Raw genomic sequence first — 21,292 nt, forward strand, 5'->3', positions numbered from 1 at the left:
ACAGCAGTGAACATAATAATTAACAGCTAAATAGGTGCATCATGTCGGTCCCTCTGCGTACCGTTCAACTCAACGAAGCAAACGCATTCCTTAAGAAATATCCTGAGGTTTTGTACGTCGACCTTCTGATTGCGGATATGAACGGTGTGGTGCGCGGCAAGCGCATCGAACGCACCAGTCTTCATAAGGTTTACGAGAAAGGTATCAACCTGCCGGCCTCGCTTTTCGCGCTCGACATCAATGGCTCCACGGTGGAAAGCACCGGTCTGGGTCTGGACATCGGCGACGCTGACCGCATCTGCTACCCGATCCCCGGCACCCTGAGCATCGAGCCGTGGCAGAAGCGCCCAACTGCACAACTACTCATGACCATGCACGAGATCGAAGGCCAGCCGTTCTTCGCTGACCCGCGTGAAGTGCTGGCCAACGTCGTGCGCAAATTCGACGACCTCGGCCTGACCATCTGCGCGGCATTCGAACTCGAGTTCTATCTGATCGACCAGGACAACGTGAACGGTCGTCCGCAATCGCCACGTTCGCCGGTGTCCGGCAAGCGCCCGGTGTCGACTCAGGTGTACCTGATCGACGACCTTGACGAATACGTCGATTGCCTGCAAGACATCCTCGAAGGCGCGAAAGAGCAGGGCATCCCGGCTGACGCGATCGTCAAGGAAAGCGCCCCGGCGCAGTTCGAAGTCAACCTGCATCACGTCTCCGACCCGATCAAGGCGTGCGACTACGCCGTCCTGCTCAAGCGTCTGGTGAAGAACATCGCCTACGACCATGAGATGGACACCACCTTCATGGCCAAGCCGTATCCGGGCCAGGCGGGCAACGGTCTGCACGTGCACATTTCGATCCTGGACAAAGAGGGCAACAACATCTTTGCCAGCGAGGATCCCGAGCAGAACGCCGCACTGCGTCACGCGATCGGCGGTGTGCTGGAGACCCTGCCTGCGCAAATGGCGTTCCTCTGCCCGAACGTCAACTCGTACCGCCGTTTTGGCGCGCAGTTCTACGTACCGAACTCGCCGAGCTGGGGCATCGACAACCGCACCGTTGCGGTCCGTGTGCCAACCGGTTCGGCCGACGCTGTGCGTATCGAGCATCGCGTCGCCGGTGCCGATGCCAACCCGTACTTGCTGATGGCGTCGGTGCTGGCCGGTGTTCACCACGGTCTGACCAATCAGATCGAGCCGGGCGCCCCGGTGGAAGGCAACAGCTACGAGCAGAACGAACAGAGCCTGCCGAACAACCTGCGCGACGCACTGCGCGAGCTGGACGACAGCGAAGTCATGGCCCGCTACATCGACCCGATGTACATCGACGTGTTTGTTGCGTGCAAGGAAAGTGAGCTGGCCGAGTTTGAGAACTCGATTTCTGACCTTGAGTACAACTGGTATCTGCATACGGTGTGATTGGCTGAGGCCCTCAAAAGCTGAAGAGCCCCTCACCCTAACCCTCTCCCGGAGGGAGAGGGGACTGATCCGGGGATGCTCGGGCAATCCGCTGACCTGAACGATTTTTGCCGAATCCATATTCGACTCGGTCGTTCAGGTCGGTGCAGATCCCAAGACACTTCGGTCGGTCCCCTCTACCCCCGGGAGAGGGCTAGGGTGAGGGCAGCCATCTCAACCCAGACACAGCAACCCGACACCCCCAATCCCCCCTTGTCGAGCCACAACAATGACAACGACCCGCAACGACTGGGAACAACGCTTCCAGTCCATGACCATCGAAGCCCGCGCGTTCATCAACGGTGAATACCGCCCGGCCATCAGTGGCGACACCTTCGAATGCCTGAGCCCCGTCGACGGCCGTTTCCTCGCCTCCGTGGCCAGCACCGATGAAGCCGACGCCAACCTCGCCGTTGAAGTTGCGCGCCAGTCTTTTGAGTCCGGCGTGTGGGCGAAAAAGGCCCCGGCCGAGCGCAAGCGCATTCTGATTCGCTTCGCCGATCTGATCCTGCAGAACCAGGAAGAACTGGCGCTGCTGGAAACCCTCGACATGGGTAAACCGATCAGCGATTCGATGAACATCGACATCCCGGCGACCGCCAACGCGATCCGCTGGAGTGCCGAAGCCATCGACAAGATCTACGACGAAGTTGCTGCCACCCCGCACGATCAACTCGGTCTGGTCACCCGTGAACCCTCCGGCGTGGTTGCGGCCATCGTGCCGTGGAACTTCCCGTTGATCATGGCCAGCTGGAAATTCGCTCCAGCGCTGGCAGCAGGCAACTCGTTCATTCTCAAACCTTCGGAAAAGTCGCCACTGACCGCGATCCGCATCGCCCAGCTCGCGCTGGATGCCGGCATTCCGAAAGGCGTGTTCAACGTCTTGCCAGGCTTCGGCCACACCGTCGGCAAGGCGTTGGCGTTGCACATGGACGTCGACGTGCTGGCCTTCACTGGCTCCACGGCGATTGCCAAGCAACTGATGATTTATGCCGGGCAAAGCAACATGAAACGCGTCTGGCTCGAAGCCGGGGGCAAGAGCCCGAACGTGGTGTTTGCCGACGCCCCGGACTTGCGCGCGGCAGCACAAGCAGCGGCCGGCGCCATTGCCTTCAACCAGGGCGAAGTGTGCACCGCCGGTTCGCGTCTGCTGGTCGAGCGCTCGATTCGCGAGCAATTCATTCCGCTGTTGGTGGAAGCGCTGCAAGCGTGGAAACCCGGTCATTCACTGGATCCGGCGACCACCGTCGGCGCCGTGGTCGATCAGCGTCAACTCGATAACGTGCTGCGCTACATCAGCATCGGTCGCGAGCAGGGCGCCGAACTGATCGCCGGCGGCCAACGCACCCTCGAAGAAACCGGCGGCCTGTACGTGCAACCGGCGCTGTTCGACGGCGTGACCAACGCGATGACCATCGCCCAGGAAGAAATCTTCGGCCCGGTGCTGTCGCTGATCACCTTCGACACCGCCGAAGAAGCGCTGCAGATCGCCAACGACAGCATCTTCGGCCTCGCCGCCGGCGTGTGGACCAGCAACCTGAGCAAGGCGCACACCTTCGCCCGTGGCCTGCGTGCCGGCAGCGTCTGGGTCAACCAGTACGACGGTGGCGACATGACCGCACCGTTCGGTGGTTTCAAGCAGTCGGGCAACGGTCGCGATAAATCGCTGCACGCGTTCGACAAGTACACCGAGCTGAAAGCGACCTGGATCAAGCTCTGACTCTATTACAGCGGTGGTCGCCTTCTATTGGCGACCCTCGGAGAAACGTATGAAACAGCAACACGTAAACAGCTACTACGCCGCCACTCGCAACGAAGTCATCGACTTTCCGGTTCTGGAAGAGTCGGTCGAGTGCGATGTCTGCATTATCGGCGCCGGCTACACCGGCCTGTCCTCGGCGCTGTTCCTCACCGAAGCCGGCTACAAAGTGACCGTGCTGGAAGCGGCGAAAGTCGGCTACGGCGCCAGTGGTCGCAACGGCGGCCAACTGGTCAACTCCTACAGCCGCGACGTCGACGTGATCGAAGAGCGTTACGGCGAAAAGACTGCAGAAATTCTCGGCAGCATGATCTTCGAAGGCGCCGACATCATCCGTTCGCGCATCAAGGAATACGACATCAAATGCGACTACCGCCCGGGCGGTATCTTCGCAGCGATGAACAAGAAACAACTCAACGGTCTGGCTGAGCAGAAGCGCGGCTGGGAGCGTTATGGCAACCGCAATCTGAAGATGCTCGACGCAGCGGATATCCGTCGTGAAGTTGGCTCCGATGCTTACGTTGGTGGTCTGCTCGACATGCAGGGCGGCCACGTTCACCCGCTGAACCTGGCCCTCGGTGAAGCCGCGGCGATCACGCGTCTGGGCGGCAAAATCTACGAGCAGTCGGCTGCCGTGGAAATCAAATACGGCGAACCCAACATCGTGCGCACCGCCAAAGGCCAGGTCCGCGCCAAGTACCTGCTGATCGCCGGCAACGCCTACCTGCCGCAAGGTCTGGATAATCGCGTAACCGCGAAAAGCATGCCGTGCGGCTCGCAGATCGTCGTCACCGAGCCGTTGACCGAAAAACAGGCGCGCAGCCTGATCACCAACAACTACTGCGTCGAAGACTGTAACTATCTGCTGGATTACTACCGCCTCACCGCCGACAACCGTCTGCTGTACGGCGGCGGCGTGGTCTACGGCGCACGTGAACCGGACGACATCGAACAACTGATCCGCCCGAAGATCCTCAAGACCTTCCCGCAGCTCAAAGACGTGAAAATCGACTACCGCTGGACCGGCAACTTCCTGCTGACCATGTCACGCATGCCGCAATTCGGCCGCATCGAGAAAAACGCCTACTACATGCAAGGCTACAGCGGCCACGGCGTTACCTGCTCGCACCTGGCCGGCAAACTGATCTCGGAAATGATCCGCGGCGACGCCGAACGTTTCGATGCTTTCGCATCGCTGCCGCACATGCCAATGCTCGGCGGCCGCACCTTCTCCGCGCCACTGACCGCCCTCGGCGCCGTCTACTACTCACTGCGCGACCGTTTCGGCATCTAAGTTGCCTCCCCGGCGGCGGCCCCAAGACCCCGCCGGTTTTTTACCTGACACACCAAATATCAAAATGTAGGAGTGAGCCTGCTCGCGATGAGGCCAGCCCAGCCACCCTCCCTCCCACAGAAACACCACAAACCCTGTGGGAGCGAGCTTGCTCGCGAAGGCGGTTATCCAGTCAAAAATAATGGTGAATGTGCCGCCCAATCGCGAGCAGGCTCACTCCTACAGGTCCGTATTACCAAGGCCAGAAGGACTTTTGCCGCACCGTCCATCGAACCTGCTGAGCAACACCGGCAAACGTGATTTAATAGCCGCCTTTCACGGTTCCGGGACAAGGGAGCAACGTGATCCGCGCCCTCGGCGCGTCACCCGCCACCCACCCCCATCGCCCTTAAGTCGTTCTTACATAAGGCAGTCATGGATACGGGTTCTCGACTCAAACTAGTACGCGAAAGCTACAAACTCTCCCAGCGTGAGCTGGCCCGGCGTAGCGGCGTGACCAATGCCACCATCTCCCTGATCGAACAGAATCGCGTCAGCCCCTCCGTCAGCTCACTGAAAAAGCTGCTCGAAGGCATACCGATGTCCCTGGCCGACTTCTTCACCTTCGACCAACCCCCGCGCGAACACCAATACGTCTTCCGCGCCAACGAACAACCCGACCTCGGCCGCCATGGCTTGCGACTGCTGCTGATCGGCGCCTCCGTGCCCAGCCGCCAAATGCGCTTGCTGCGTGAGCAATACGCACCGGGCGCGAGTTCCGGGGAAGAGCCGATTGTGCATGCTGAAGGAGAGGAGTGCGGGTTGGTGACGCGTGGCACGGTCGAGTTGACTGTGGATGGGTCGGTGAGTGTGTTGAATGCGGGGGATGGGTATTATTTTCCGACGACGCTACCGCATAAGTTTCGGAATATCGGGGCGGATGAGGCTGAGATTATTAGTGCGAATACGCCAGCGAATTTCTAATTAATGAGGGCAGCCATAAGGCTGCCCTCATCAGGTGTCATTTAGAATAGAAGACGGCTATGCAAGATTTTTTAATCATGCCGTTTCCGAAGAATCAGTTTTTTCCAGGAAAAAACGAAAAGGTGACAGATCTATTTATAAAGTGATCTGTCACCAGTGCGGATTATTTCTTTTTAGGTTTGCCTGCATCACTTCGCTAATGCGTGGAGTAGGAATGCCCGCGCTTTCCTTACCTGTTCTTTTTAAGAGGCGGGCTCAAACCCCCGCTGCTCAATCATCCGAAACACATCACTCACATCCTGCACCAGGATCCTGGCGATGCTCTCGACGGACGAATCCCCTCACCACACGGCGCGTTTTCCTGCGCCTTTTTCAGAACTCAAATCCGCACACACCTCAATTTGAACTTTCCTAAAAAACGATGTCAATTTGATGGCGTGTCGCGACGCTCATTGAACAGGATCAACCAGTGCCAGGCTGTTTCCTGGCAACCCAAGGAAGTGTGTGATGAGACTATTACTCGCCATGTTGTTGATGTTCAGCAGTTACACGTTCGCCAGTTGCGGCAACATCGACGACCACGATCAGCGGGCCTATTGCAATGCGAGGGAGAGCGGCAGCAGTTGCGGCAATATCGATAATCACGATTTGCGCGCCTCGTGCAACGCCGAGTTGGGAGGCAGCTCCTGCGGCAACATCGATGACCATGATCAGCGCGCCTACTGCAACGCGAAGAAGAGCGGCAGCAGTTGCGGCAATATTGATAATCACGACTTGCGTGCGCGGTGCAATGCGGAGCAGGGCAACAGTTCCTGCGGCAACATCGATGACCATGATCAACGAGCCTATTGCAACGCCACGACCGGCGGCAGCAGTTGCGGGAATATCGACAACCATGACCTGCGCACCCGCTGCGAAGCCCTGAAACGTTGAACCTTGCAGATCAGTTCGAATTGATGGCATTACGATATCAATGATAGAGTCCCGGGCCATTTTTCCAAGGAAGAACACTGTGCTACGTAATCGTCTTTTTGTATGTGCTGCATTACTTACTTGCAGCTTTTCCGCACAAGCCATCTCAAAAACCGAATATCTGAAAGGCTGCAAGATCCTGGAAAACGCCGCGATGGTCGTGATGCAGGCGCGTCAGGATGGTGCTCCCATGGCGACGCTTTGGGATATATCGGAAAAAAATGAGAATAAGTTGATCACCAAGATGTATCAGAGGCTCATTCAAGATGCATATGAAGAGCCACGGCGCGAAACCGCAGAGCAGCAAACGGCCGCGACCACTGAATTCCAGAACAAATACTTCTCTGCCTGCTTGGTCAGTACGCCCAAAGAATAAGTGCCAATTGAAAGATTCTGCGCAGCCAGTGTGAAGCGATGAAGCGCTGATATCCGGTACCTGTCACCAATAGGGGAAACCGATGCCTGAACAGGCGTCGGTTTTTTTTGCCTAAACCATGACCATTCATCCGATACACCGCACCTTCACGCCAGCCGGTCTTCCAATGCTGTAACTCACCTAGCAAAGGAAAAGCACCATGCTGAACCATAAAATTGCGGTGTTTACACTCGCGGCGCTTATCTCCGGCAGTTCGCTATATGCAATTGCGGCTGGCGAAACGTCCACCCCGACGGCGAACGATGGCAGCAGCCAGACGCGGGAGCCAGCTTCGCCCGCTACGAATGCCGATCCGGACGCCAATGCGCTGCCCCCAGGCGCGGATGGCGGTAAAACCGACAATGGGCCAGTGCCCGCTGGTTCCAAGCCGAGTGGCGCGGGTCAGGGCGGAGGCAGTAGCAGCGGTGGTGGCAACGGCGGCAGCGGAGGTGGCAGCTAGTCAATGGTGTGCGTTTGAAAAACCCGGCCTTGAGCCGGGCTTTTAATGCCTGCCAGACTCTTACTTCGTTTTCCAATGCCCGCCACCATTCTCACAATCAATCCGCGCCTGCGCCAAATGCTCTACGTCGTAGTAATAGGTGGTCACTTGTGCGTTGTCGGGGATGTTCAATGCCTTGGCATTCTTGTCCTTGCTGGTGGAATGCGGGTTGGCGAGGGATTCCTGGGTGATCGTGGCGATGCACGAGGCCTGATAGTGGTCGGCGCAATGTTCCACTTTGTTCTTGGTGCTGCTGAGCATGTCTTTGCTTTCGTTGCTGCACGACCAGTCGATTGAGTTTACCGGCATGCCTTCGTATTCATAACAACTGTGGCTTTCGACCGACGGCACTGAGGCGCTGGAGGATTGGGTCTGGACGTCGCAGCCCTCTGCCATGACGCAGGTGGGGATGATGGCGAAGGTGGCGATCAGAAGCAGGAAGCGAATGTTCATCGGAGTTTCCTCTTCGAAGGCGCCGTGTCTGATCGATGATTTGGCGCTGATACAGTTTCGAGATTGTGCGGAGGAGGGAGGTTCCATCGGGTTTTTGATTTGCTCCTGTCGCGTACACTGCGAAACAATCGGAAACATTAGCGCCCAAGGAATGGAACATTGCCCATGATCGAAATCGGCAGCCGCAATAACGCCCCCACGTCGCAGCATTCAACCCACGACGTCTACATTTTCAACATCGACCTGTCCCGACCGGCCACGCCTTTGTGTTTCGAACAGTCGACGGCCGGAGGGCATGGTGGGCAGGGCGGTGCGCGCTGGTTGGCGCTGGATGAGCTGGAAGCCTGGCCCGGTGAGTGGCGTGAGCACTTGAAGAAGTCTGATTGTGCCTGGGTCGCTGAGTTGATCGACGCGCATCCTAGTGCGGATCAAGTGACATTGGTGTCGATGATTCTCAAGCGTCACGCCGAGCCGGCGAAGCCTGTCGGTCGCTTGAAGGCCATTGGCGCTTGGCTCAAACGCAACATCCACGTCGGCGGCCGCTACGGCGTCTAATCCACGGAGACTCCCATGACCCAGACCCTGGAACGCGCTATCGCCATCGCCGCCACGGCCCACGCCGGGCAGGTCGACAAGGGCGGTTCGCCGTACATTTTGCATCCGCTGAAAGTCATGTTGCGCATGAGCACGCTGGAAGAACGCATCGTCGCCGTGCTGCATGACGTGGTTGAGGATTGCGGCATCAGCCTCGATGACTTGCGCAAGGAAGGTTTCTGCGAAGAGGTGCTGACGGCGATTGAGTCGGTGACCAAACTGCCGGGCGAGTCCTATGAAGACTTTGTTGATCGCGCCGCACAGAACCCGATCGGTCGGGTGGTGAAGCTGGCGGATCTGGAAGAGAACAGCGACCTGTCGCGAATTGCCTCGCCGAGTTGGGAAGATCTCGAACGGATCGAAAAATACCGCCGGGCGATTGCACGGCTGCATATGTAATAGAAAGGACATCCTTGTGGGAGCGAGCCTGCTCGCGAAGGCGTCAGGTCAGTTACATATCTGCAACTGGCACGACGCTTTCGCGAGCAGGCTCGCTCCCACAGTGACAAGTGATTATTCGACGATGTTGGGTCAGTTTATTAGCCAGGAAGGCGACTATGAAATCCATTCTCTGTTTGTTGATTGCCGCCGGTTTCGGCGCACTGTTGCAGTTCGAAGGCGTGCCCCATGGTCTGCTACTGGGTTCGATTGTCGTCACCGCATTGTTCGCCAGTAAAAACGATATCGCCCCGGCAACCCCCTATGGTCTGGGCTACATCCAGGTCACGCTGGGCATCGCCACCGGGCTGATGTTCGAAGCGTGGGACAGCGAGACAGCCTCGACGATGTTGCCGAGCCTCGGCGTGTTGTTGATTTGCCTGACGGTGCAAATCGCCCTCGCCGGATGGTGGCTGACGCGCGGCGCAGGCTGGAATCGCACGGATGCGCTCTTAGCGGTTTATCCCGGTGCACTGGCAGCGGTGTTCGATTTACTAGAGTCGGAAAAGGCCTCGAGCAAAGTCATCATCGTGCACTTGATGCGCTTGCTGTTGATCACGGTGTTGGTGAGTTTCCTGATTCCCGGTCAAGCCGCTGCGGTGGCGGTTGCCGATGGCGATCCTTTGACGACAGGCATGGCGCTGACCGCGTTTTCAGTGATCGCGTTGAGCGTGCTGCTCGGGCGCTTGCTGCTGGTGATCGGCGTACCGGCGCCGTTCATGCTCACCGCGATCATCATCACGGCGGTGTTTGTGAAAGCGGGATGGTTGCACGGTTTTCACATGCCGGATTGGAGTCTGAATCTGGCGGCGCTGATTCTCGGTGTGCGGATCGGTTCAAGGTTTCAGGGGCTTGGCTTCGCGGAACTGGGACGTCATGGGCGAACGGCGTTGGTCTCGGTTGGTTTGATGATTGTGGTTGCGGCGGTGTTTGCTGAAGTCGCGGCGCGCTGGTTGGGCAGTGATCCACTGTCGCTGTGGCTGGCGTATATGCCGGGGGCAATTGAGACGATCGCGATTGTTGCGTTTGGTGGCGGGCTGAATGTGGTGTTTATTCTGACTCATCATTTGAGCCGGATGGTGTTGCTGCATTTTGCACCGGCGTTGTTGGTGCAGGTGCGGCGGGTGCGGGAGGAAACCTGACTCGAGCTGATGCCAATGTGTTGCGGTGTGTCAATTAGATCCAATCCCCTCACCCCAGCCCTCTCCCCCCAGGGGGGCGAGGGGGAAAGGGAGCCGATCTTCATGTCATTCAAAACCTGAGTTCGACTCGGGTATCTCACGTCACGGGGAAGCTTTCAAAACCTGAGTTCGACTCGGGTATCTCACGTCACGGGGAAGCTTTCAAAACCTGAGTTCGACTCGGTGTTTCAGGTCGGCGTACCTCTTCCAAACACCTCGGTCAGTCCCCTCTCCCTCTGGGAGAGGGTTAGGGTGAGGGGCTTTTGCTCTACGTGGTTGATGCGGCGCTAGCGGATGTGTGCATCGAAGCCTTCGCTATCCGGCGCGATATCGCTCTTCAACGTCAAAGCAGGAATCTCATACTCCCCACCATTCTGCTGCCGAAACCCGATCGGCCGCGCGCTCCACAACTCATCCAGCCGCCGCCCCAGCTCATCACAAGTCTCGGCATACCGCGCCGCATCCATCCGACTGGTCCGATACACCACAAACGGTGGCACCACTTCAAAACCGGGGTAATACAAAATCCCGTGCTGAATCGGAAACAGCAAATCATCCATCGGCCCGTTAATCCCGCGTGTCGCGTAGTGCGATTCCCAGCCGCCAGTGGTAACCATCAACATCGCCCGTTTGCCTTGCATTTTCCCTTCGCCATAACGCTCGCCCCAACGACTGTCGGAATGCTCACCGACGCCGTAGGCAAAACCGTAGGCGTACACCCGATCGACCCAACCTTTGAGAATCGCCGGCATGGTGAACCACCACAATGGAAACTGCAGGATCAGCGCGTCAGCCCATAGCAGTTTCTCCTGCTCACGGGCGATGTCGGCAGCCTGGGTGCCTTCGGCGTAGGCGACTTTCGAGTCGAGCGAGGCGTGGAACGGTTTCGTCGCATCGCGCTGCGGGGCGTCGTCGGCGTCGAGGCTGGCTTTCCAGTTCATTGCATAGAGGTCGGAGACCTGCACGGTGTGACCGGCGGCTTGCAGGCGCTGGACGCTGAAGTCGCGCAGCGAGCCGTTGAGGGAGGTCGGTTCTGGATGGGCGTAAACGAGTAAGACGTTCATGTTGAAGCTCCGTTAGCTGAGTGACTGCAGGATCGGCGTTCAACCGGTATATTGGAAATGAATGTCTGATATGTCTGGTATAGCCATGAATAATTTGAGACGGCTGGATATCAACCTGCTGCTGACCCTCGACGTACTGCTGGCGGAGCACAACGTCACCCGCGCGGCGCAGCGGCTGAACCTGTCGCAGCCTTCGGTGAGTGTGCATCTGGCCAAGTTGCGCGACATCTTTGGTGATCCCCTGCTGTTGCCCGGGCCGCGCGGCATGCGCCCGACGGCGCGCGCCGATGAGTTGCGCGAGCCGTTGCGCGAGGCGTTAGAGGCATTGGAAAGGGCGGTGGCGCCGGCCAGTGCGTTCAACTCGGCGCAGGCGACGCACACCTGGAAAATCGCCGCGACCGATTACGGCGAGTCGACGGTGGTGTTGCCAGCGCTGAGCGGCTTGCGCGAACAGGCGCCGGGCACGCGGCTGGCGGTGATCGATCTGACGCCGGCGCATCTGGTCAAACAGGCCGAGCAGGGTGTATTCGATCTGGCGCTGCACATCAGCGAAGACGCGCCGCCTGAGTTGCATCGACGACCGCTGTTCTCCGAGCGTTATGTGCTGGCCGGTCGAGTCGGGCATCCAGGTTTGATGCATGCGCCCAGCCGCGAACAGTTCTGTGCGCTGGAGCACGTGATGGTGTCGCGCGAAGGCGGGGGCTTTTTCGGGGTGACCGATCGGGCGTTGGCCGATGTCGGGCTGATGCGCAAAGTGGTGTTGTCGGTGCCGCACTTTCTGATGGCGATGTCGGTGTTGGCGAGCACCGATCTGGTGGCGATGCTGCCGTCACGTCTGGTGCGTGGCAACCCGGCCTTGCAAGTGGTCGACGCGCCGCTGCAAGTGCCCGGTTACGAAATGGCGATGTTCTGGGGCGAACGTTCGCACCGCGATCCGGCGCACAAATGGCTGCGCGAGCAATTGCTGGCTTCGGTCTGAGGCCTTAGGCATGACCCAGGGCAATCGCAAACGACACGACGATCATGCACGCAAACGCAAAATTGAGATTCATGAGGTGTTCATCCTGAGCCTTTTAGAGTGGGGCCATTCTGAACAGGTTGAAAGCAAAGAAAAAATTCGCCTTGTTGATTCCAATGATCGAAACGATTGATACCCCGCCGGATTGTGTTTGCTCAGGGCTTTGGCTAATCTCGCAAGAACCTGCAACTACAAGCATAAACAGGCATAACCATGCACGATCATTCCGCGGCTGAACTGCCATCCCTGCGCCGGCAGAAAATCCTTTTGCTCCTTGAGCGTGACGGCAAGGTCATGGCCTCCGAATTGAGTCAGCACTTTGCGGTGTCCGAAGACACCATCCGCCGCGATCTCGCCGAACTGGACAATGGCGGGCTGGTGCAGCGTGTCCACGGCGGCGCGTTGCCGCGTCCAAAAGACTCCGGCAAGGATTACTTCACTCGGCTAGACGAGACGGATGAGGTGAAAATTCGCTTGGCGCAACGGGCGGCGCTGGAAGTGGAGGACGGGCAGATTGTGCTGTTCGATTCCGGCTCGACCACGCTGCAAGTGGCGCGCTCGTTACGTGCAGATATCAGCATCACGGCGGTGACCGCTTCACCGATGACGGCGATTGCCTTGTCCGAATTCAAGGCTGTGAAAGTGATTCTCGCTGGCGGCCAGTTGAACCCGCGAACGATGGCGGCGGGTGGGCATGAGGCGCTGCGGCTGCTGGCGGGGATCAAGGCGGATCTGGCGATTACCGGGGTGTGCGCGATTCATCCGGAGGTGGGGATTACCTCGCTGCATTTCGATGAAGTGCCGGTGAAGCAGGCGATGCTGGAGGGCGCGACGCGGGTGATAGCGGTGACTTCGGCGGACAAGTTGGGAGCGGTGGAGCCGTTTGTGGTGGCGCCTTGTACGCGCCTGCATACGCTGATTACCGAGCGGCATGTGGCGTCGGGGAGTGTCGAGGATTATCGGCGGTTGGGGATTGTCGTCGAGCAGTTGCCGGATTGAGGTTTTGCGGTGGTTTTGATGGCCCCTTCGCGAGCAAGCTCGCTCCCACATTCGAACGCGTTTCTGAGATAGAACTCGATCAACTGTGGGAGCGAGCTTGCTCGCGAAGGGGCCGGTATATTCAACACATGTTTCAGCGCAGGCGCTCAAGCATCTGGTAATACCACATCCCCGCCGCCAGCAACGGGTTACCGAGCAAATCCCCCATCGGCACCCGAATGTGCTGACATGCGGCAAACGTATCGAACTGCTCCATCTGCCCAGTGATCGCGCGGCTCATGATTTCGCCCATGATGTGCGTCGTCGCGATGCCGTGCCCCGAATAGCCCTGGCAATACCAGACGTTGTCCGAGAGCTTGCCCAGTTGCGGAATGCGGTTGATGACGATGCCCATCGCGCAGCTCCACTGGTAATCGATCTGCACACCTTTGAGCGCCGGGAAGGTTTGCTCGATACACGGGCGCAGTTCGGCGGCGATGTCGCGTGAATCCTTGCCGCTGTAGTTGGCGCCACCGCCGAACAACAAACGGCCGTCGGCGGTGAGGCGGTAGTAGTCGAGGACGAAGCGGCAGTCGTACACCGCGAGGTCTTCGGGGTTGATCTGTTTTGCCAGATCGCCCAGTGGTGCGGTGGTGACAATGCCGCCCATGGCCGGGAAAATCTTGCCCTTGAGCTGTCCCGGTTCGAGCTTGTGATAGACGTCGCCGGCGAGCATCACCTGCTTGGCGTCGATCTGGCCGTGGGCGGTTCTTACGCTAGGCGTAGCACCGTGAATGATCTCCAGCACTTCGCTGTTTTCAAAGATCAGCGCACCGAGACTTTCCGCCGCCCGTGCTTCACCGATGCACAGGTTGAGCGGGTGCAGATGCATGTTGCGGGTATTCTTGATTGCGCCGTGATAGAGGTCGCTTTGCAGCAGATCACGCACCTGGCTGCGGTCGAGCAGGCTGACTTCATCGCCTAATCCGCGACGCACGGCTTCTTCATAATCCTTGCGCAAGTCGGTCATGTGGCTGGGTTTGTACGCGGCGTGTAAATGGCCGTGTTTGAGATCGCATTGAATGCCGTACTTGTCGACGCGTTGCTGGATGATTTCATGTCCGCGCCAGCGCAGGTGCCAGATGAAATCATCGACGTCATCGCCGAGTTTCGGACGCATCTGTTTGCGCATCGCACCATCGCCGGAAAGGCTGCTGGTGACTTGGCCGCCATTGCGGCCGGTGGCGCCCCAGCCGATCTTGTGGCTTTCGACGATGGCGACTTTCAGGCCTTTTTCGGCGAGTTCGACGGCAGTGGCGACGCCAGTGAAGCCGCCGCCGATGATTACCACATCGACAGTGTGTCGGCCTTGCAGGGTCGGGTAGTCGGTGTCCTGGTTAAGGGTGGCGGTGTAGTAGGAATTGCAGCGTTCGGTCATGTCAGTGTCCACACAAATTCTTAGGTTGTACGCGGTCCCTGTAGGAGTGAGYCTGCTCGCGATAGCGGTGTGTCATGATACCAGCGCCAATCCTGCTCACCCACCTCGGCCATGAACTGCCGGTACTCGGCTCGCTTCACCGCCAGATACACCCCGAGAAATTCCTGCCCCAAGGCATCCCGCGCCCACACCGAATTCTCCAGCGCCTGCAGCGAGGTCAGCCAATCGGTCGGCAGCAATTCCTTAGCCTGCGCATAGCCATTGCCTTCAACCGGTGCACCCGGATCAAGGTCTTCACGAATGCCACGATGAATCCCGGCAAGGATCGCCGCTGCCGCCAGATACGGGTTGGCATCGGCGCCGCAGATGCGGTGTTCAATGTGTCGGGTATTGGCCGGGCCACCGGGTACGCGCAGGCTGACGGTGCGGTTGTCGACACCCCAGGTCGGCGCCAGCGGTGCGTAACTGTTGGCCTGGAAGCGTCGATACGAGTTGGCGTTCGGGCAGAACAGCAGCAACGAGTCGAGCAAGGACGCGAGCATGCCGCCAATCGCCGTGCGCAGCAGCGGGGTGCCGGCCGGGTCTTCGGAGGCGAATAGATTGTGTCCCGCGCCATCGGCCAGACTCACATGCATGTGCATGCCGGTGCCGGCTAGATCATCGAACGGCTTGGCCATGAAGGTCGCCTGCATGCCGTGCTTGTGGGCGATGGCTTTGACCAGACGTTTGTAGCGCACGGCCTGATCCATCGCCTCCAGCGCGTCGCCATGTTCGAGGGTGATTTCCACCTGGCCCGGCGCGTATTCGGAGATCGCCGTGCGCGCCGGAATACCGTGCAGTTTGCAGGCGCTGTAGAGGTCGGCGAGGAATGGTTCGATCTGTTCCAGCTCGCGCAAACCATAAACCTGCGTATGTCGCGGTCGACCACCGTCAGCGTCCAGCGCCGGTTGCGGGCGACCGTTGTGATCGCGTTTGGCGTCGAGCAGATAGAACTCCAGTTCACACGCCATCACCGGGTGATAACCCTCGGCCTTGAGCCCGTCGATAACCTTGATCAGCAAGTGTCGCGGGTCGGCGATGCTCGCGGGCATGCCCTCGGTCGGGTGCATGCTGACCTGCACGGCGGCGGTTGGAATCTTGCGCCATGGCAGGCGCACCAGACTGCCTTCCAGCGGATAGGCGCGGCAGTCGATATCGCCGACGTCCCAGACCAGACCGGAGTTCTCGACGTCTTCACCCTGTACGGTCAGACCGAGGATGGTGCTGGGTAGTGGCCGACCGCTTTGGTACACGGCGAGCAGTTCTTCACGGTGCAACAGCTTGCCGCGCGGCACGCCGTTGGCGTCGAGGATAAACAGCTCGATCATGTCGATATCGGAGTTCTGTTCAAGGAACAGGCGTGCGTCTTCGATGGCTGCGAATTTCATAATCAATCACTCACGATGGCGCCGCGCAGGCGCGCAGATTCGGGCCGGACACGACGCGACAAAAAGGCGTAGGTGTCCTGGCAGGGATATCAAGAAGTAGGGGACTGTCGCGGTTCTTTAACGGACGCGATCAGACAGACCGGGCGATATCCGGCGGGCGTGCGGAGTGACGCAGCTTGGAACGGCGCAGGGCCATGGGGAGATTGACGATACGATTCATACGCCGCCCCTGTGGGAGAGGGTGCGCAGGGTAGAGACGTTCAACGATTTTCGTTGTTGTGGTGACGTACTCATAACGCGTGTTTCCGTTGGCGGAAAACGTCGGTGGCGGGCTGACCCGCCGACCGGTGTGCCCGGATAGTAAGGGGGAATTCGCGGGCCTGTAAACGGGAGATTCACAGGCCCCGCTTCAGCGCGTCAGCTCAAAGCCCAGCCCGGCGAGGGCGCAAACGATCAACACGCTGATCACGCCGCGTTTGAAAACGAACAAGGCCAATGCTGCCGCAACCGCCAGCATCAGCGAAAACAGATCCAGTTTCCCGGCAAAACCGTTCGGCCAGAACACGTGGTAGGCGAAAAAACACGCCAGATTCAGAATCACCCCGACCACGGCAGCGGTGATCGCCGTCAGCGGTGCGGTGAACTTCAGTTCGTTGTGCGTCGATTCCACCAACGGCCCGCCGGCGAGGATGAACAGAAAAGAGGGCAGGAAAGTGAACCAAGTCACCAGCGTTGCCGCCAGCGCCCCGGCGGCAAAGGCATGTTCGGGGCCGAACGCCGGTTGCACGTAGGCACCGACGAAACCGACAAACGCCACCACCATGATCAGCGGGCCCGGGGTGGTTTCACCGAGGGCGAGACCGTCGATCATCTGCGTCGGCGTCAACCAGCCATAATGCCCGACGGCACCCTGATAGACGTAAGGCAGCACCGCGTAGGCGCCACCGAAGGTAAGCAGCGCGGCTTTGGTGAAGAACCAGGCCATTTGCGTGAACGTGCCGTCCCAGCCAAACAGCACCGTCAACAGCGCCATGGGCAAACACCACAGCGCGGCGCCGACCGACAGCAGCCGCAGCAACTTCGCCGGGCTGAAACGGACATGTTCGGGGGCCGGCGTATCGTCATCGATCAACGCCGGGCCGAAGGATTTCTCGCTGTTGCGCGCACCTGCGTTACTGAACCGCTGCGGCGCGAATCGGCCGCCCAGATAGCCGATCAGCGCGGCCCCGAGGACGATCAAGGGAAAGGGCACGTTGAAGGCGAAAATCGCCACGAACGACGCCCCGGCAATCGTCCATAGCCAGGCATTCTTCAGGGCGCGCGAGCCGATGCGATGCGCGGCGTGCAGCACTATCGCGGTGATTGCCGGTTTGATCCCGTAAAACACTCCAGCCACCGCTGGCACGTCACCGAAAGCAACGTACAGCCACGACAAGCCAATCAGAATGAACAACGATGGCAGCACAAACAGCGCTCCGGCGATGACACCGCCCCAGGTGCGATGCAGCAGCCAGCCGATGTACGTCGCCAATTGCTGAGCCTCGGGGCCGGGCAGCAACATGCAGTAGTTGAGTGCGTGCAGGAAACGTTTTTCGGAGATCCAGCGCCGACGCTCGACCAGCTCCTGATGCATGATCGCGATCTGCCCGGCCGGGCCGCCGAAACCGATGCAGCCGAGTTTCAGCCAGAAGCGCCAGGCCTGGCGCAGGGTGACGGGATCGGGGCGGGGCAGGTTGTTCGGCGCTGTGTTCACGCGTGACTCCGGAGTTGAATCCTGGCGGAGCGGCTATCTAATCAGACTTTTAACCCTCACCCCAGCCCTCTCCCAGAGGGAGAGGGGGCCGACCGAGGTGTCTGGTGCTATCCGTCGACCTGAAAGATCGAGTCGATTATGGATTGGGTCATCAGCCAGACGCCTGAGGGCGAGCGGCCGGCCAGCTACTCAGGGAGAGATTGCGTACCGAGGTAATTTGCGTTTCACATCGACCTTGAAAGGTTTGGTCGGTCATGGATTCACCACAATTCCTTCACGTCGGCGTACTTCTGCAATATCCCCCAATCAGTCCCCTCTCCCTCGGGGAGAGGGTTAGGAGGGCGGCGTTCCGATGAGGGGCTTTTGCTTTTCAGGCATGCGCCAGGCTCCAGCGCAACGCCGCATCCCGATCGCTCTCACGGCCCTCGACCCAGTGAGAACCCACAGGCGTAGTCTCACGCTTCCAGAACGGCGCACGGGTCTTGAGCACGTCCATGATGAACGCGCAGGCTTCAAACGCCATGTGCCGGTGCTTGCTGCTGACCCCGACAAACACGATCGGCTCACTCACCGACAACGCGCCAACCCGATGCACAATCTCCACCCCCAACAGCGGCCAGCGCTCGCGGGCCTCTGCGGCGATCTGCTCAAGAGCTTTTTCGGTCATGCCCGGATAGTGCTCAAGAAACAGCTCATTCACGCTCTGGCCAATGTTCAGATCACGCACATAACCAATGAAATTCACCACCGCACCCACTCGTGGGTTGCGCGCGTGCAGATCAGCCGTCAACTGGCCGACATCGAAGCTTTTGTGCTGGACTCGAATAGCCATCGATCAACCCCCGGTCACTGGCGGAAAAAACGCGATCTCATCGAAATCCTCAATCACCTGGCTCGGCTGACACAGTTCCTGATTCACCGCGCACATCAGATTCCCGGCACCGAGCACTTCGCGCCACAGATCGCCGCGCTGCATGAGCATTTGCCGGACATCTTCAACGCTGCCCAAAGCCTCGGTCAGCGGGATTTTTTCACCGCCCAGATTGAGCCGGTCGCGGTAGCTGGCGAAGTAGTTGATCAGGATCATCGCGCGTCCTCCGATTGAAAGTGGCCGGAGCGTCCGCCCTGTTTGCTCAGCAAGCGGATATCACCGATAACCATCGCCCGATCCACCGCTTTGCACATGTCGTAAATGGTCAGCGCGGCGACGCTGGCGGCGGTCAGGGCTTCGAGTTCGACGCCGGTCTGGCCGGTCAGGCGGCAGGTGCTGTTGATCTGCACGCGATCCGGTTCGCAAGCCTTCAACTCGACCTGAATCGAGCTGAGCAGCAACGCATGGCACAGCGGGATCAGTTCGTGAGTGCGCTTGGCCGCTTGTATCCCGGCGATCCGCGCCACGGCGAAGACATCGCCTTTCGGGTGACCGTTGGCCTGAATCATCTGCAAGGTTTCCGGACGCATCTGCACCCAGGCTTGCGCGCTGGCTTCGCGGCGGGTCGCGGCTTTGTCGCTGACGTCGACCATGTTGGCGCGGCCCTGATCGTCGAGGTGGGTGAGGGTGTGGCTCATGCGGAATGCTCCTGGATCGGGCTGTAAATTCGCGGGGCGTTGCGGTGCGGCACATGGATCAGATTAAGCCGGTGCTTGAGTGCCCACCGCACAGTCAAAGCGGTTGGCGCGGACAGACTGACGAGGGTGCCGAGGCGGGCGCGCACGGCTTTGTGGATCAGTTCGAGACTGCAACGGCTGGTCACCACGACGAAGCCTTCAGCAGCATTGATGTCGTCGAATTGCATCGCACCGATCAGCTTGTCGAGGGCGTTGTGGCGGCCGATGTCTTCGCGGCACAGCAGCGCTTCACCGTTGGCGTCAAAGTACAGCGCGGCGTGCAGGGCGCCACTGCTTCGGGCGAGTTGTTGAGCGGCTTCGATGCGTTGGCGAATGCCGTCGAAATGCTCTGCCGGCGGCAGCGGTGAAGGTTGCAGAATCTGCAGTTGCGGCAGCGCCTGCTCCAGCGCTTCAACGCCGCAGATGCCGCAACCGCTGGTGCCGGTCATTTGCCGACGATGATCCTTCAAGGCCCAGAACGCCCGGCTGGAAATCTGCACATCGGCCTGACAGGCCTGATCGAAATGCGTGAGGCGGATATCGTAGATCTCGTCGACGCTGTCGATGATCGCGTTGCTCAGGCTGAAGCCACGGATGAAGTCTTCGAGGTTGCCGGGCGAGACCATCATCACCGCTTGGCTGAGGCTGTTGTAGGTGATGGCGAGGGCGATTTCCGAGGCTAGCGCGGCGTGGGTGATGGTGGCGTCGGGCAGGTATTCGCGAAACGCCACTTGCGCCGGTTGCGGGGCGGGGGCGTTGGGCTCGGTGGCGGATTCTGTGAGGGTTTCGACGTGGCAGAGCATCTTGAAAGTCCCGAAGCGCTGAAGAGTGTTCAGGCTACGGGGGCGTTAAAAGTGCGTCCAATCGCTTGTTCTGATGTGGTGATTGCTTTGCTCGATCAACCAGGATTTGTATCGACTGTTCGGGCCTCTTCGCGAGCAAGCTCGCTCCCACAGGGGAATGCATTTCAACTGTGGGAGCGAGCTTGCTCGCGAAGGCGGCCTTACATTCACCATCATTTATTCGGCAGAAACCTCAACCCCAAACAACTTCCGCGCCTCGGCAAAACACTTCTCGGCAATCGCCGAGCGCGGTTCGGTCTTGCGCATCACCAGGCCCAATGGCGCAAGCACACTGGCATCCGGCAACTGCATGAACGACAAGTGCTCGATCGGCTCTTCCAGGCCGCTGTCCAGCGGCATGATCGCGCAGCAGAAGCCTTGGTGAATCGCCTGCAACAGCTGATAGGTGGAGTCGCTTTCCATGATCGGCTGCGGGCTGAGGCCACGGCTGCGGAAGCTCAAATCGATGGATTTACGGTAATGCATGCCGGCGGTAATCATCCCCAGCGGCAGTTCGGCGGCGTCTTCCCAGCTCATTTCCGAGCCTTCGAACTGGAAATGCCGGTTGTCGTAGAGCAGGCCGACGCGGGTTTCACCGATCTCGAAAAACTCGAAATAGTTCGGGTTGACGTGATCCAGATAGCACACGCCCAAGTCCAGTTGGTTATTGCCTAACCCGGCAATGATCTCGTCGGAACTGAGCGACGACAGGCTGAACTTCAACTCCGGATACGTCCCTGACAACCCCTGAATGTAATTGACCGGGTTGAAGCTACTGAGCGGCACCAGTCCCAACCGCAAGCTACCCACCAATTGCCCGCGACACGCCGCCGCTTCGGCGAACAATCCGTCATGCGCTGCGAGCAAGGTGCGCGCCCAGGCCAGCACACGCTCGCCGGCCTGGGTGAAACCTTCAAAGCGCTGGCCACGGTTGACCAGCACCAGATCCAGCTCGTCTTCCAGATTGCGCAGGCGCATCGACAGCGTCGGTTGGGTGATGTGGCAGCGTGCGGCGGCCTGGCCGAAGTGGCGGGTTTCGTCCAGCGCGATCAGGAACTTGAGTTGTTTGATGTCCACGATGGCACCTGCTCGATGGGAATTTTTTGATTGAGTATTGACGCGGATGCGCGAGTCGCACG

Annotated in this window: 22 protein-coding genes and 3 pseudogenes; 13 read left to right on the top strand and 12 right to left on the bottom strand. The window is 59.4% G+C overall.

Annotated features, from left to right (window positions below; genetic code table 11):
- The first annotated feature begins 41 nt into the window (after window positions 1–41).
- The 4 genes from AC1DVF_RS03435 to AC1DVF_RS03450 all read left to right on the top strand — a co-directional run bounded on the left by AC1DVF_RS03435 (window position 42) and on the right by AC1DVF_RS03450 (window position 5,473).
- On the top strand, window positions 42–1,418 hold the full coding sequence (locus tag AC1DVF_RS03435) for a glutamine synthetase family protein (protein WP_093440801.1): 1,377 nt from the start codon (window positions 42–44) through the stop codon (window positions 1,416–1,418).
- Window positions 1,419–1,686: 268 nt separating this feature from the next.
- Window positions 1,687–3,177 carry an aldehyde dehydrogenase gene (locus tag AC1DVF_RS03440; protein WP_477782009.1) on the top strand — a complete coding sequence of 497 codons (1,491 nt, stop codon included), beginning with the start codon at window positions 1,687–1,689 and terminating at the stop codon, window positions 3,175–3,177.
- Window positions 3,178–3,226: 49 nt separating this feature from the next.
- A complete protein-coding gene (locus AC1DVF_RS03445) occupies window positions 3,227–4,510 on the top strand; it encodes an NAD(P)/FAD-dependent oxidoreductase (protein ID WP_257355433.1) in 1,284 nt (427 codons plus the stop codon).
- 414 nt (window positions 4,511–4,924) lie between these two features.
- Entirely contained in the window at window positions 4,925–5,473 is a 549-nt protein-coding gene (locus tag AC1DVF_RS03450) for a cupin domain-containing protein (RefSeq protein ID WP_007950154.1), read from the top strand.
- Window positions 5,474–5,715: 242 nt separating this feature from the next.
- On the opposite strand, the pseudogene AC1DVF_RS03455 reads toward AC1DVF_RS03450, so the two are convergent.
- Window positions 5,716–5,808 (bottom strand): annotated as a pseudogene (locus AC1DVF_RS03455) (fructose-bisphosphate aldolase); the annotation flags it as partial.
- Between the two features lie 172 nt (window positions 5,809–5,980).
- On the opposite strand from AC1DVF_RS03455, the gene AC1DVF_RS03460 reads away from it, so the two are divergent.
- The 3 genes from AC1DVF_RS03460 (at window position 5,981) to AC1DVF_RS03470 (ending at window position 7,320) form a co-directional block, all read left to right on the top strand.
- Window positions 5,981–6,406: a hypothetical protein gene (locus tag AC1DVF_RS03460; protein ID WP_007919295.1), complete on the top strand. Its 426-nt coding sequence runs from the start codon at window positions 5,981–5,983 to the stop codon at window positions 6,404–6,406.
- 79 nt (window positions 6,407–6,485) lie between these two features.
- Complete coding sequence (locus AC1DVF_RS03465; protein ID WP_093440784.1) at window positions 6,486–6,821, top strand: hypothetical protein; 336 nt, start codon at window positions 6,486–6,488, stop codon at window positions 6,819–6,821.
- A gap of 199 nt (window positions 6,822–7,020) precedes the next feature.
- Window positions 7,021–7,320, top strand: a complete 300-nt coding sequence (locus AC1DVF_RS03470; protein WP_093440779.1) for a hypothetical protein — start codon at window positions 7,021–7,023, stop codon at window positions 7,318–7,320.
- Between the two features lie 60 nt (window positions 7,321–7,380).
- Here AC1DVF_RS03470 and AC1DVF_RS03475 read toward each other — a convergent pair whose 3' ends face one another.
- Complete coding sequence (locus AC1DVF_RS03475) at window positions 7,381–7,812, bottom strand: hypothetical protein (protein WP_477782010.1); 432 nt, start codon at window positions 7,810–7,812, stop codon at window positions 7,381–7,383.
- A gap of 165 nt (window positions 7,813–7,977) precedes the next feature.
- On the opposite strand from AC1DVF_RS03475, the gene AC1DVF_RS03480 reads away from it, so the two are divergent.
- The 3 genes and pseudogenes from AC1DVF_RS03480 to AC1DVF_RS03490 form a co-directional block, all read left to right on the top strand.
- Entirely contained in the window at window positions 7,978–8,367 is a 390-nt protein-coding gene (locus tag AC1DVF_RS03480; protein ID WP_477782011.1) for a hypothetical protein, read from the top strand.
- Between the two features lie 15 nt (window positions 8,368–8,382).
- Window positions 8,383–8,805, top strand: a complete 423-nt coding sequence (locus tag AC1DVF_RS03485; RefSeq protein WP_414926442.1) for an HD domain-containing protein — start codon at window positions 8,383–8,385, stop codon at window positions 8,803–8,805.
- Window positions 8,806–8,963: 158 nt separating this feature from the next.
- A pseudogene (locus tag AC1DVF_RS03490) lies at window positions 8,964–9,980 on the top strand (AbrB family transcriptional regulator); the annotation flags it as partial.
- Here AC1DVF_RS03490 and AC1DVF_RS03495 read toward each other — a convergent pair.
- A pseudogene (locus tag AC1DVF_RS03495) lies at window positions 9,952–10,020 on the bottom strand (hypothetical protein); the annotation flags it as partial. The pseudogenes AC1DVF_RS03490 and AC1DVF_RS03495 overlap by 29 nt on opposite strands.
- Before the next feature lie 292 nt (window positions 10,021–10,312).
- A complete protein-coding gene (locus AC1DVF_RS03500) occupies window positions 10,313–11,089 on the bottom strand; it encodes an NAD(P)H-dependent oxidoreductase (protein WP_477782012.1) in 777 nt (258 codons plus the stop codon).
- A gap of 85 nt (window positions 11,090–11,174) precedes the next feature.
- Between AC1DVF_RS03500 and AC1DVF_RS03505 the strand changes: the two genes are divergently transcribed.
- The 3 genes from AC1DVF_RS03505 to AC1DVF_RS03515 all read left to right on the top strand — a co-directional run bounded on the left by AC1DVF_RS03505 (window position 11,175) and on the right by AC1DVF_RS03515 (window position 13,106).
- On the top strand, window positions 11,175–12,068 hold the full coding sequence (locus AC1DVF_RS03505) for a LysR family transcriptional regulator (protein ID WP_477782013.1): 894 nt from the start codon (window positions 11,175–11,177) through the stop codon (window positions 12,066–12,068).
- Between the two features lie 10 nt (window positions 12,069–12,078).
- Window positions 12,079–12,240 carry a hypothetical protein gene (locus AC1DVF_RS03510; RefSeq protein WP_477782014.1) on the top strand — a complete coding sequence of 54 codons (162 nt, stop codon included), beginning with the start codon at window positions 12,079–12,081 and terminating at the stop codon, window positions 12,238–12,240.
- An 80-nt stretch (window positions 12,241–12,320) separates the two neighbouring features.
- Window positions 12,321–13,106, top strand: coding sequence for a DeoR/GlpR family DNA-binding transcription regulator (locus tag AC1DVF_RS03515; protein ID WP_116254933.1), 786 nt, complete (start codon window positions 12,321–12,323; stop codon window positions 13,104–13,106).
- A 133-nt stretch (window positions 13,107–13,239) separates the two neighbouring features.
- Here the strand turns inward: AC1DVF_RS03515 and AC1DVF_RS03520 are convergent, their stop codons facing one another.
- The 8 genes from AC1DVF_RS03520 to AC1DVF_RS03555 all read right to left on the bottom strand — a co-directional run bounded on the left by AC1DVF_RS03520 (window position 13,240) and on the right by AC1DVF_RS03555 (window position 21,230).
- Window positions 13,240–14,523, bottom strand: coding sequence for an NAD(P)/FAD-dependent oxidoreductase (locus AC1DVF_RS03520; protein ID WP_099756545.1), 1,284 nt, complete (start codon window positions 14,521–14,523; stop codon window positions 13,240–13,242).
- Window positions 14,524–14,543: 20 nt separating this feature from the next.
- Window positions 14,544–15,950, bottom strand: coding sequence for a glutamine synthetase family protein (locus tag AC1DVF_RS03525; RefSeq protein WP_477782015.1), 1,407 nt, complete (start codon window positions 15,948–15,950; stop codon window positions 14,544–14,546).
- Between the two features lie 409 nt (window positions 15,951–16,359).
- Window positions 16,360–17,703 (bottom strand): chromate efflux transporter, encoded by a 1,344-nt coding sequence (chrA, locus tag AC1DVF_RS03530; RefSeq protein WP_477782016.1) that lies wholly within the window; start codon window positions 17,701–17,703, stop codon window positions 16,360–16,362.
- A gap of 370 nt (window positions 17,704–18,073) precedes the next feature.
- Window positions 18,074–18,535 (bottom strand): molybdopterin synthase catalytic subunit MoaE, encoded by a 462-nt coding sequence (gene moaE, locus AC1DVF_RS03535; RefSeq protein WP_108226806.1) that lies wholly within the window; start codon window positions 18,533–18,535, stop codon window positions 18,074–18,076.
- 3 nt (window positions 18,536–18,538) lie between these two features.
- Complete coding sequence (locus AC1DVF_RS03540; RefSeq protein WP_102899228.1) at window positions 18,539–18,790, bottom strand: MoaD/ThiS family protein; 252 nt, start codon at window positions 18,788–18,790, stop codon at window positions 18,539–18,541.
- On the bottom strand, window positions 18,787–19,272 hold the full coding sequence (moaC, locus tag AC1DVF_RS03545; protein ID WP_116254930.1) for a cyclic pyranopterin monophosphate synthase MoaC: 486 nt from the start codon (window positions 19,270–19,272) through the stop codon (window positions 18,787–18,789). The genes AC1DVF_RS03540 and moaC overlap by 4 nt, the downstream gene beginning before the upstream one ends.
- Window positions 19,269–20,114, bottom strand: coding sequence for a formate dehydrogenase accessory sulfurtransferase FdhD (fdhD, locus tag AC1DVF_RS03550; protein WP_477782017.1), 846 nt, complete (start codon window positions 20,112–20,114; stop codon window positions 19,269–19,271). Before fdhD ends, moaC begins: the two co-directional genes overlap by 4 nt.
- Window positions 20,115–20,330: 216 nt before the next feature.
- On the bottom strand, window positions 20,331–21,230 hold the full coding sequence (locus AC1DVF_RS03555) for a LysR family transcriptional regulator (RefSeq protein WP_108226803.1): 900 nt from the start codon (window positions 21,228–21,230) through the stop codon (window positions 20,331–20,333).
- Window positions 21,231–21,292: the final 62 nt, after the last annotated feature.

Source organism: Pseudomonas sp. P4_D7 (assembly GCF_056401755.1).

Excerpts from the sequence above, each read along its gene's own strand:
- AC1DVF_RS03500 (WP_477782012.1), bottom strand. The coding sequence starts at position 11,089 with ATGAACGTCTTACTCGTTTACGCCCATCCAGAACCGACCTCCCTCAAC.
- AC1DVF_RS03440 (WP_477782009.1), top strand. The coding sequence starts at position 1,687 with ATGACAACGACCCGCAACGACTGGGAACAACGCTTCCAGTCCATGACC.
- AC1DVF_RS03505 (WP_477782013.1), top strand. The coding sequence starts at position 11,175 with ATGAATAATTTGAGACGGCTGGATATCAACCTGCTGCTGACCCTCGAC.
- AC1DVF_RS03450 (WP_007950154.1), top strand. The coding sequence starts at position 4,925 with ATGGATACGGGTTCTCGACTCAAACTAGTACGCGAAAGCTACAAACTC.
- AC1DVF_RS03480 (WP_477782011.1), top strand. The coding sequence starts at position 7,978 with ATGATCGAAATCGGCAGCCGCAATAACGCCCCCACGTCGCAGCATTCA.
- AC1DVF_RS03510 (WP_477782014.1), top strand. The coding sequence starts at position 12,079 with ATGACCCAGGGCAATCGCAAACGACACGACGATCATGCACGCAAACGC.
- AC1DVF_RS03485 (WP_414926442.1), top strand. The coding sequence starts at position 8,383 with ATGACCCAGACCCTGGAACGCGCTATCGCCATCGCCGCCACGGCCCAC.
- moaE (WP_108226806.1), bottom strand. The coding sequence starts at position 18,535 with ATGGCTATTCGAGTCCAGCACAAAAGCTTCGATGTCGGCCAGTTGACG.
- AC1DVF_RS03475 (WP_477782010.1), bottom strand. The coding sequence starts at position 7,812 with ATGAACATTCGCTTCCTGCTTCTGATCGCCACCTTCGCCATCATCCCC.
- fdhD (WP_477782017.1), bottom strand. The coding sequence starts at position 20,114 with ATGCTCTGCCACGTCGAAACCCTCACAGAATCCGCCACCGAGCCCAAC.
- AC1DVF_RS03520 (WP_099756545.1), bottom strand. The coding sequence starts at position 14,523 with ATGACCGAACGCTGCAATTCCTACTACACCGCCACCCTTAACCAGGAC.
- moaC (WP_116254930.1), bottom strand. The coding sequence starts at position 19,272 with ATGAGCCACACCCTCACCCACCTCGACGATCAGGGCCGCGCCAACATG.
- AC1DVF_RS03470 (WP_093440779.1), top strand. The coding sequence starts at position 7,021 with ATGCTGAACCATAAAATTGCGGTGTTTACACTCGCGGCGCTTATCTCC.
- AC1DVF_RS03435 (WP_093440801.1), top strand. The coding sequence starts at position 42 with ATGTCGGTCCCTCTGCGTACCGTTCAACTCAACGAAGCAAACGCATTC.
- AC1DVF_RS03445 (WP_257355433.1), top strand. The coding sequence starts at position 3,227 with ATGAAACAGCAACACGTAAACAGCTACTACGCCGCCACTCGCAACGAA.
- AC1DVF_RS03460 (WP_007919295.1), top strand. The coding sequence starts at position 5,981 with ATGAGACTATTACTCGCCATGTTGTTGATGTTCAGCAGTTACACGTTC.
- AC1DVF_RS03540 (WP_102899228.1), bottom strand. The coding sequence starts at position 18,790 with ATGATCCTGATCAACTACTTCGCCAGCTACCGCGACCGGCTCAATCTG.
- AC1DVF_RS03515 (WP_116254933.1), top strand. The coding sequence starts at position 12,321 with ATGCACGATCATTCCGCGGCTGAACTGCCATCCCTGCGCCGGCAGAAA.